This window comes from Corallococcus sp. CA053C (assembly GCF_003611675.1).
In the GTDB taxonomy this organism is placed as follows: domain Bacteria; phylum Myxococcota; class Myxococcia; order Myxococcales; family Myxococcaceae; genus Corallococcus.
Window position 1 is genome coordinate 56,463 of sequence record NZ_RAWA01000007.1, and the last position, 8,273, is coordinate 64,735.

Sequence of the window (8,273 nt, forward strand, 5' to 3'; positions counted from 1 at the left end):
CAGCGTGTCGAGCAGGGCCGCGAGGACGCCTTCCAGTCCGCTCGGGGCTCCCCTGTCGCAGGCGGACCGGATCCGTGCGGCGTGGTCAGGCCGGGCCTCGGAGATCGCCTCCGCATACTCCCGCCACCGGGCCACGTCATCCGGCTGCGTCCGGAGCCCGAGGAGCAGGGCCTCCTCGCGTGCCCCCACCCGGTCGGGCTCGACGGCTTCGAGCTCACGGGAGGCTTCGTCGTCGCCACGGATGAACGCGGTCATGGGGCGAAGGTAGCAGGTGCGCCCTGCCGCCTGCTGTCAGGGCTCAGAGGCTCTCGTGGAGGGAGATCAGCAGGCCGTCGTGATCACTCTCGCTGGAGTCGGAGACGTCCAGTGAGACCATTTCCGTGATGGGAGCGACGTCGTACCCCGTCACGATGTCGCCCAGGCACGTCAGGCCCTGCTTGAGTGCATCCAGGATGCCCTGGTGGCTCAGGTCATCCAGGTCGGTGTCCTCTCCGGCAAACTGCGTCCAGGTACCGAGCCGCCCCTCGAAGACGATGTTGTCGGCCCCGTCCACCCAGCGGGGCAGGGTCGAATCAGGGACGCGCATGACGTGTTCGGTGACCACCTTCCGGTCGAGTCCCCCCAGGTCTCCATGGAGGACCGCACGAAGGAACTCCTCGACCGTGTTCTGCACCGGGGAGAGACCGCCGCGTTGCACCTGTTGATACGCCGGGCTGAAGCAGCTTGTCAGTGGCAGGTGCCCCTTCGTGGGCCGGAGCTGGGCGATGTCCTCGAGCGCCATGCCCTCCAGGACCTGTCGGTCCTTGCCGTTCAGGCAGCGTTCGCGGAGGTCCAGGAGGTCGAAGCGCGGCAGGAAGAGGAAGCGGTTCTTTCCCGCCCCCTTGTGATGTTCGAACGTCAGCCGGTGCAGGACCAGGAACAGATACGCCATCAGCCGGGTGTACTTGCGGCCGAGTTGCTTGCGCAGGAACAGGTCTTGGATGGCATTGACGACCTGCATCTCGACCTTGAAATGCATTTCCTCCAACAGTGCTTCGAAGGGGTGCCGGCCATTGACAAGACAGTCGCCCAGGTAGTCCAGGTTCGAGGAGAAGTTCACCTGGATGCAGTCGCTTGAGAGGACCTTGCCGGAGGAGTGGAGCGTGGCGGACCGGACTTCCGTCACCCGTTGATCCTCCGAAGGCCAGCAACAACAGAGGCAATCCCAGAAGGAGGCCTCCTGGGCACCCATGCGGGCGTCGACGTCCTTGGAAGTCCGCTTGGGGGAGAACTTGAGCGGTTCGGGCTGGGTCTGCCTCAAGAAGGACTCGATGGATTGCGGCCTCGTGCAGTGCGACAGGGCCCCGACGAGCGCCACAATCTGGTCGACCTGGACCTTCCACGCGGAGGCGGAGCCGTAGGGGTTGATGTCGACGTTGGAGACAAGCTCCAGTGTCGACGAACCTCCCATCGTGCCTGTCTCGATGACCGCGTTCACGCCAGGTCGTACCTGGGTCTTGAACAGGGTCACGCCTTTGTACAATTCGTCGAAGACCCCTCCGGACCGGGTCCTCACATTGACGCTCAACTCGACTTCGAAGCCCAGGGACATGCCCATGAGCATAGTTCCTGGAGGCGACCGTCCCGGGGCTCGAATGCCTGGACCCACACACCAGCCACGGCGCCCCAGTCCTCAAATATGCCTTGACGGGCATATGAACCAATGGGCATATAGCCATCATGGAATCATCGTTCGCGATCATCGCGGAGCCGAACCGCCGGACCATCCTCAGTCTGTTGGCGTCGTCGGAGTGCTCCGTCGGAGAGATCGAGCACCAGCTGCGGATGTCCCAGACCTCCGTGTCCAAGCACCTCCGCGTGCTGCGCGACGCCGGCTTCGTGGAGGTGCGCGTCGAAGCCCAGCGGCGCGTCTACCGGCTCCGGCCCGAGCCGCTCATGGAGGTGGACGCCTGGCTGACGCCCTTCCGGCGCTTCTGGACGGCCCACGTCGACGCGCTCGAACGCCATCTCAATCAGATGGACCTGCCCCCCAACAAAGGAAAGAAGCGATGAGCCACCGTGCGAAGTACACGCCCGGCCCCGCGGCCGGAGCCAGGATCCAGAAGGAGGCAGAGAAGTGGACGCTCGTGCTCGTCCGCGACCTGCCCCATCCGCCCGCGAAGGTCTGGAAGGCGCTGACGGAACCCGAGCATCTGCGCGAGTGGGCTCCGTTCGACGCGGACCGCAGCCTCGGTGCCGTGGGCACCGCGAAGCTCTCCACCGTGGGAACACCGACGCCGCTCGTCTCCGAGACCCAGGTGAAGCGGGCGGACGCGCAGAAGGCGCTCGAATATCGCTGGGGTGGGAACGACATGCGCTGGGAGCTGGAGCCGCTGGGAGGCAGCGGCACCCGGCTCACGCTCTGGCACAACATCGCCCGTGGCTACATCGCGATGGGCGCCGCGGGCTGGCACATCTGCTTCGATGTGTTGGATCAGCTCCTCGCCGGTCAGCCCATCGGACGCATCGTCGGCCCCGAGGCCATGAAGTTCGATGGCTGGCAGCGATTGAACGCCGAGTACGCCCAGCAGTTCGGCGTTGAGACCCACGGTTTGACCTCTGGCCCCAGGACCTGAACATGCCCCGCTCCAAAGGAATCGTCATCGGCTTCTGGATCGTCACCGCGCTCTTCTGCCTGCAGATGGGCTTCACCGCCTACGCGCAGCTGAGCCTGCCGCAGGTGGCGGAGGCGTTCACCCACCTCGGCTTCCCCGCATACTTCCGGGTGGAGCTCTCGTGGGCCAAGTTCCTCGGCATTGTGCTGCTGCTCGCGCCGGTGCCTGCGCGGCTCAAGGAGTGGGCCTACGCCGGCTTCGCCATCACCCTCGTCTCCGCGCTCATCGCCCACGTCGCGGTGGGCGATGGCCCGGAGGCGTGGGGTTGGGCGGTGATGACGGGCGTGCTCTGGGGGCTCTCGTACTTCTTCTGGCGCCGTCTTCAGGCGACGGCCCGGCCGCTCGAGGCCGCCCATGAACGCCAGGCCGTGAGGACACAGGCCGGATCCGCGGCGCTCGGCTGAAGGGACCGGCCCGCAGCTTCCGTCACCCGGCGTTCGCGATGCGTTCGAGCAGCTCGCTCAACAGCAGGCGTTCGCCTTTCGTGAGCACACGGGTCCGGTCCAGGGAGGCACGCAGCGCCGCGGCCACCGCGCGGACCTCCGCGTTCGCCGGTGTCGCCGCCTCGCCCGTGATGGCGGCCACGACCGCCTCGCGCGCGGCATCTGAGAGCCCGAGGTCGCGTTGTCCTTCGGGCTGGCGCAGGAGCGTGAGCACGGCGCCGGTGCCCATCGACACCACGAGGCCGAAGGCCCGCTCCTCACTGACCCGCAGCCGGCCCGCGAGCGCGATGTTCCGGATGCGCCGCCGCAGCACATCCTCCCCATCCCCGGTGGCAGAAGGCTGCAAGGCGAGCTGCGGATCGCTGCTCATGATCGCGAACAGCCCGGGATGGCTGAGGCCGAACGCGACGTGCATGTCCCAGCCATCGCGAAAGTCCTGGAGCGGGTCGGGGTGCGGCTTGCGCGCGGACTTCTTCGACACGTAGCGCGTCAGCACGTGCTCGATGACGGCGGCGAGCAGGCCGCGCTTGTCGCCGAAGAGCCGGTAGAGGGTCGGCGCCTGCACACCCGCTGCGGCGGCCACGGCACGCGTGGTCGCGGCATCGGGGCCTCCGGAGGAGATGAGCTCCGCGGCGGCCTCGAGGATGCGCTCGCGCACATCCGGGCCCTCGGCGTCATCCCCAGCGAACTTCTCGCGGTCCTTCATGGGGCTTCAGATAGCACGGGGCCACCGGAACGCCGATAACATCCACTTGATAACGGCGTTAACGGTCGCTACGTTATCGATGGAATCGGAAATTTGTTTCCGACGATAATCCCAGGAGCGTTCGTCCAATGATCGTCGTGACCGGAGCCACAGGGCAGCTCGGCCGTCTCATCGTGGAGCAGCTCGTCACCCGCGTCCCGGTGGACCGGGTCGCCGTCAGTGTCCGGGACGTGGAGAAGGCCCAGGAGCTGGCGGCGCGCGGCGTCCGGGTGCGCAGGGGCGACTTCACGGATCCGAAGAGCCTCGAGCACGCCTTCGAGGGCGCGTCCCAGGTGCTGATCATCTCGTCGAACGCGGGTGCGTATGGCGGCGATCCCCTCGCCCAACATCGCTCCGCCATCGACGCCGCACGGGCTGCTGGCGCGCGGCGCATCGTCTACACGAGTCACATGGCGGCAAGCCGTACGTCGGCGTTTCCCCCGATGCGCGACCATGCGGCGACAGAGCAGCTGCTGGCCGAGTCCGGTCTGGCGTGGACCGCGCTCCGCAACGGCTTCTACGCCGCGAGCGCGATGTTCCTGCTGGGGAAGGACCTGCAAAAGGGAGTCTTCGAAGCGCCCGCGGACGGCAAGGTCTCCTGGACCACCCACGCGGACCTCGCGGAGGCGGCAGCGGTGATCCTGGAGAACGAGGGTCGGTACGACGGGCCGACGCCGCCGCTCACGGCAGCGCAGGCGCTCGACTTCGGAGCGCTGTGCGACCTCGCTTCGAGCGTCCTGGGACGTCCCATCCGTCGAAGCACCGTGGCGGAAGACGAGCTGCGCGCGAAGCTCGCGGCCTCCGGCATGCCCGCGCCTGGGGTCGCCATCTCGCTCGGCCTCTACCGCGCGAGCCGCGACGGAGAGTTCGCGGCCACCGATCCCACGCTGGAGAAGTTGCTCGGGCGCGCGCCGACGAGCATGCGCGAGGTGATGGCCGCAACACTGGGCCGAACAGCCTGAAGTGCTCCGGCCAGAAGCGCATTACCGTGAAACTTCTGCCACCTGGCTGCAAATGACTCCGGGTGGCAGCATCCGGGGTGTCTGCCATTCAGCACCCACACGCCCTTCCGGGCCGGTGCCCAGGCACCGCTCGACACCCCAACGTCCGTCGGTTTGAGGATGGAGGGAGTGGACATGCGCGTGAAGGCCTGGTGTGCCCTGTTCGGTGTGGGGTTGGTGGGATGTGGCGGCGTGGAGCCCGAGTTGCTGGAGGGGGCGCCGGAGGACACGACGGTGCACGCCCAGGCGTGCGCGCCCGGGAAGGCCTTCAAGGTGAAGGATGTGCTTCCGCCAGGGACCGACCTTCCGCCCTGGAAGCCGTCGCCTTTCGGGCTGACGAACGTGCAGGGCACGCTCTACTTCGCGGTGGATCTCTTCCCGAACCACTCCCTCCTGTGGAAGAGCGATGGCACGACGGCCGGCACCGTCCCCGTGAAGGACTTCCCCGCGTATGGCACCAGCGGCTACCGGGACCTGGGCGAACTCACCGCCGTGGGCCACCGGCTCTTCTTCAGCATCAATGATCCGACGGTCGGCCGGGAGCTGTGGGTCTCCGACGGCACGGGCGCGGGCACGCGGCTCGTCGCGGACCTCACACCGGGGGCCGCGAGCACGTCCTTGTCGGAGCTGGCGTCGGTGGGAGGCACGCTGAGCTTCTTCCGCCGCGAGCCGGCGACGAACGGGCTCTTGTTGTGGAAGTCGGACGGCACCGCCGCGGGGACGGTCCAGGTGCTGGACCTGGAGACCCAGGCATCCCTCGCGTCGAGCGTCGTGCTGTCGAGCGGCCTGCGGGTGTTCATCCTCCAGGACGCGGTGTCTGGCGGCACGCGAGTCTGGCGGAGCGATGGCACGGCGGCGGGCACCTACGCCTTCATTTCGCTGGATGCGGGCGAGCCCCAGGTGCGGGACGTGCGCTCGCAGGGCGCCTTCGCGGTGTTCGCGCTGGTGGAGGGCGGCAACACGGAGATCTGGAAGACGGACGGCACGGCGACGGGCACGGTGCGGCTGGAGACCTTCGGCCACGACGCGCGGTTGCTCGGGGTGCTCGGCTCCCACGTCTACGTGTCGTATCCCACGACGGATGACCGGCTGAAGGTGGCGCGCGTGTCACTGGCGGGCGGCGGCAAGGCGACCGTGACGACGCTCGCCAATCCCTTCGCGGGCCAGGAGGGTGCCCAGCCGTACCTCCAGGACGCGAAGACGGCGGGCAACAAGCTCTACCTGTCGGTGGCCATCGGCTCGCCGGGGCCCGCGCCGCGCCGGGTGGACCTCTGGGGGACGGACGGCACGGCGGCGGGCACGGTGCGACTCAGCGAGGGCCTGAGCACCTCCGATGAGCGGTGGTCCACGCTCTTCGACTCCGGCTCGGGCACGCTCATCTTCGGCTCCGCGGGCGACAGCGCTGGCGAGGAGCCGTGGGTGACGAATGGGACGCCCGCCGGAACGGGCCGCATCGCGGACCTCCAGCCGATGGGGAGCTCGAACCCGACCTCGTTCCTGAGGATTGGGACCCGCATCTTCTTCGTCGCCAACGGCGGGCCCCCGGGCAACGCCCTGTGGTCCCTGCCCGCCAACGTCACCTGCCCCGCCCTGAGCGCCGAGGCCCGGTAGCTGCACCACCGTTCCCCGGGGCCCACCGCGGGCTCCGGGCGCAACGGCAGCGGCTCGTCAATCCCAGACATCCCGCGCCCGGTCAAGTTGACGGCGCCCTGCGACATCTTTGTCGACATCCTCCAGGCCGCGGCGGGCTTGTGCCGCTTTGACGGCTCCGCCTTGCAGGGCTACCGTCCAGGCCGCAGCCCTTGCGGTGGTGTTCTGAAACATTGTCAAACGCATTCAGGAGGTTGTCATGATTCACCTGGTGAAAGAGGCGGGAAAGACGTTGCTCGCCCTCGTCGCGGCTTCTGCCTTGTCATTCACTGCCACGCAGGCCTTCTCCACGCCAGCACCCCAGGGGCCCCTGGCGTATACCTGTGATGCCTGCATCCAGTCTTGCATCGAATTGGGCTTCCAGTCTGGCTTCTGCGTCAGCAAGAACGACTGCGCTTGCTATTGAATTTCCTGCCCTGACTGCCCGTGTCGCGAGTCAGGGCAGGTAGCCGCTTTCGGCGACGAAGGCCTTCACGGCGGCAAGGAATGCTGCGGGGGCAGTGACAGGCGCTCCAGAATGGCGCGCACTGCGTTGGGTGCCGTCAGCCGGAATCTGGTGAGGGGAAATCAGAACTCCACCCCCTCCTGACACAAAGCCATCAGGAGGGGGAACACAGTCTTACGGGAGTGGAGAACAGGCCTTGGGCCCTTGCGCCCACGAGCAGCAGGTCCTCACTCGTACGAAATGCTGCGGCAAGCGTGCTTTACTTGAGCAGGCGCCGCCGCACGTCGTCAGCCATCACACCCACGGCATTGACGGCAGCACGCAACTGCGCCTCCGTGCACCCGAACTGGTTGCACCAATACTTCACCTCCCAAGTCTCGTTGACGTTGACGCGCGAGCGGTCCGCCGGACCGCGATTCTTGAGATCATCGCTCATGGCACTTCCTCCGAAAGATTGCGAAGGCAGGTCTATGAGAGGACTTAAAGCAGCACCATACCTCGCATGGGGTAGGTCCCGTCCTTTGCATCCAGCCCGGTGAAGAGCAGGTGCGTGGTGCCGTTCGGCAGCGGGCGCTTCATCCGATAGGCAATGCGGCCGGCTTCCGCTCGTGACAAACGCTCCAGCACCAACGCTCCGCTTGCTCCATAGCGGCACAGCCGCTCAATCCCCTGACTGTCGTTCGCGTGCAGGTGCGTGTTGGTATGCAGAGAGAAGCCCTCCAGGAAAGCGCACCGGGGTTGCTTGCTGGGAGGATTCCGGACGGCCACCTCCGTCCAGCTCAGCCGCTGCTGTAGCGAGTGCGCTTGGCATGCCTGCAGCGCGTCCTCGGGCCCTTGTGCGGGGAGGGCCCCTCTTTTGTCCAGAAGGCGCAGCACCCGGTGACGCACCACTCGCAGCAGTCGCTCCACCTCACCTTGCGTGGGCGGCGGCAACGCCTCGAAGCGCACGCCACACTCCCGCGGCACGAAGCGCCGTCGGGTACCAGCGAGTGGAAATGCGGCGTCACTTGCAACGCCGACCCGAAGAACTGGATGAACGACACGGCCCCGACCTGCCCCACCCCGCAGGCCCTGCCGCCGGGCCCTCCGGCGCGGAAGGGCGAACACCGCGCGCAGGAAAACGGTGAGGGCGTCCGAGAGCAGTCCCACGTCCTTGAGCAGCATCCATCGCACCCGGTGCGGAAAGGACAGCGTCCACTGTCGATAAGGCACGTGCGGCAGCACCCGCTCTGCCAAGTGCACCGCCGTCACATGCGCGCGCTTCGCGTCGCAGGAGGGACAGACCCCTCGCCACTTGCACGGTCCCCTCCGGCCGCCTCTGCCGGTACTCCCACC

At 67.4% G+C, this 8,273-nt stretch carries 11 protein-coding genes; 6 read left to right on the forward strand and 5 right to left on the reverse strand.

Features of this window, described 5'->3' with window-relative positions; all coding sequences use genetic code 11:
• Positions 1–298: 298 nt before the first annotated feature.
• Positions 299–1,597, reverse strand: coding sequence for a hypothetical protein (locus D7V97_RS02125; RefSeq protein ID WP_147444652.1), 1,299 nt, complete (start codon positions 1,595–1,597; stop codon positions 299–301).
• Between the two features lie 122 nt (positions 1,598–1,719).
• Between D7V97_RS02125 and D7V97_RS02130 the strand changes: the two genes are divergently transcribed.
• The 3 genes from D7V97_RS02130 to D7V97_RS02140 are packed head-to-tail and all read left to right on the forward strand — an operon-like array spanning position 1,720 to position 3,058.
• A complete protein-coding gene (locus tag D7V97_RS02130) occupies positions 1,720–2,052 on the forward strand; it encodes a helix-turn-helix transcriptional regulator (RefSeq protein WP_120608897.1) in 333 nt (110 codons plus the stop codon).
• Positions 2,049–2,615: an SRPBCC family protein gene (locus D7V97_RS02135; protein WP_120608898.1), complete on the forward strand. Its 567-nt coding sequence runs from the start codon at positions 2,049–2,051 to the stop codon at positions 2,613–2,615. The genes D7V97_RS02130 and D7V97_RS02135 overlap by 4 nt, the downstream gene beginning before the upstream one ends.
• 2 nt (positions 2,616–2,617) lie before the next feature.
• Positions 2,618–3,058: a DoxX family protein gene (locus tag D7V97_RS02140; protein WP_120608899.1), complete on the forward strand. Its 441-nt coding sequence runs from the start codon at positions 2,618–2,620 to the stop codon at positions 3,056–3,058.
• Positions 3,059–3,080: 22 nt separating this feature from the next.
• On the opposite strand, the gene D7V97_RS02145 is transcribed toward D7V97_RS02140, so the two are convergent.
• On the reverse strand, positions 3,081–3,803 hold the full coding sequence (locus D7V97_RS02145) for a TetR/AcrR family transcriptional regulator (RefSeq protein ID WP_120608900.1): 723 nt from the start codon (positions 3,801–3,803) through the stop codon (positions 3,081–3,083).
• Positions 3,804–3,931: 128 nt separating this feature from the next.
• Here D7V97_RS02145 and D7V97_RS02150 point away from each other — a divergent pair, with 128 nt between their 5' ends.
• The 3 genes from D7V97_RS02150 to D7V97_RS02160 all read left to right on the forward strand — a co-directional run bounded on the left by D7V97_RS02150 (position 3,932) and on the right by D7V97_RS02160 (position 6,899).
• The gene (locus D7V97_RS02150) at positions 3,932–4,804 is read left to right on the forward strand and encodes an SDR family oxidoreductase (protein ID WP_120608901.1); all 873 of its coding nucleotides are present in this window, start codon (positions 3,932–3,934) and stop codon (positions 4,802–4,804) included.
• 174 nt (positions 4,805–4,978) lie between these two features.
• Positions 4,979–6,454 carry an ELWxxDGT repeat protein gene (locus D7V97_RS02155; protein WP_120608906.1) on the forward strand — a complete coding sequence of 492 codons (1,476 nt, stop codon included), beginning with the start codon at positions 4,979–4,981 and terminating at the stop codon, positions 6,452–6,454.
• Between the two features lie 238 nt (positions 6,455–6,692).
• A complete protein-coding gene (locus tag D7V97_RS02160) occupies positions 6,693–6,899 on the forward strand; it encodes a hypothetical protein (protein WP_120608902.1) in 207 nt (68 codons plus the stop codon).
• 298 nt (positions 6,900–7,197) lie between these two features.
• Here the strand turns inward: D7V97_RS02160 and D7V97_RS02165 are convergent, their stop codons facing one another.
• The 3 genes from D7V97_RS02165 to D7V97_RS46715 are packed head-to-tail and all read right to left on the reverse strand — an operon-like array spanning position 7,198 to position 7,999.
• Positions 7,198–7,374 carry a DUF3606 domain-containing protein gene (locus tag D7V97_RS02165; RefSeq protein ID WP_120608903.1) on the reverse strand — a complete coding sequence of 59 codons (177 nt, stop codon included), beginning with the start codon at positions 7,372–7,374 and terminating at the stop codon, positions 7,198–7,200.
• A 44-nt stretch (positions 7,375–7,418) separates the two neighbouring features.
• Positions 7,419–7,829 (reverse strand): transposase, encoded by a 411-nt coding sequence (locus D7V97_RS46710; RefSeq protein ID WP_368668865.1) that lies wholly within the window; start codon positions 7,827–7,829, stop codon positions 7,419–7,421.
• A complete protein-coding gene (locus D7V97_RS46715) occupies positions 7,718–7,999 on the reverse strand; it encodes a transposase (RefSeq protein ID WP_368668867.1) in 282 nt (93 codons plus the stop codon). The genes D7V97_RS46710 and D7V97_RS46715 overlap by 112 nt, the downstream gene beginning before the upstream one ends.
• Positions 8,000–8,273 lie beyond the last annotated feature (274 nt).

Coding starts and splice junctions, on each gene's coding strand:
- D7V97_RS02165 (WP_120608903.1), bottom strand. CDS start 7,374: ATGAGCGATGATCTCAAGAATCGCGGTCCGGCGGACCGCTCGCGCGTC.
- D7V97_RS02130 (WP_120608897.1), top strand. CDS start 1,720: ATGGAATCATCGTTCGCGATCATCGCGGAGCCGAACCGCCGGACCATC.
- D7V97_RS02145 (WP_120608900.1), bottom strand. CDS start 3,803: ATGAAGGACCGCGAGAAGTTCGCTGGGGATGACGCCGAGGGCCCGGAT.
- D7V97_RS02160 (WP_120608902.1), top strand. CDS start 6,693: ATGATTCACCTGGTGAAAGAGGCGGGAAAGACGTTGCTCGCCCTCGTC.
- D7V97_RS02150 (WP_120608901.1), top strand. CDS start 3,932: ATGATCGTCGTGACCGGAGCCACAGGGCAGCTCGGCCGTCTCATCGTG.
- D7V97_RS02155 (WP_120608906.1), top strand. CDS start 4,979: ATGCGCGTGAAGGCCTGGTGTGCCCTGTTCGGTGTGGGGTTGGTGGGA.
- D7V97_RS02125 (WP_147444652.1), bottom strand. CDS start 1,597: ATGGGCATGTCCCTGGGCTTCGAAGTCGAGTTGAGCGTCAATGTGAGG.
- D7V97_RS02135 (WP_120608898.1), top strand. CDS start 2,049: ATGAGCCACCGTGCGAAGTACACGCCCGGCCCCGCGGCCGGAGCCAGG.
- D7V97_RS02140 (WP_120608899.1), top strand. CDS start 2,618: ATGCCCCGCTCCAAAGGAATCGTCATCGGCTTCTGGATCGTCACCGCG.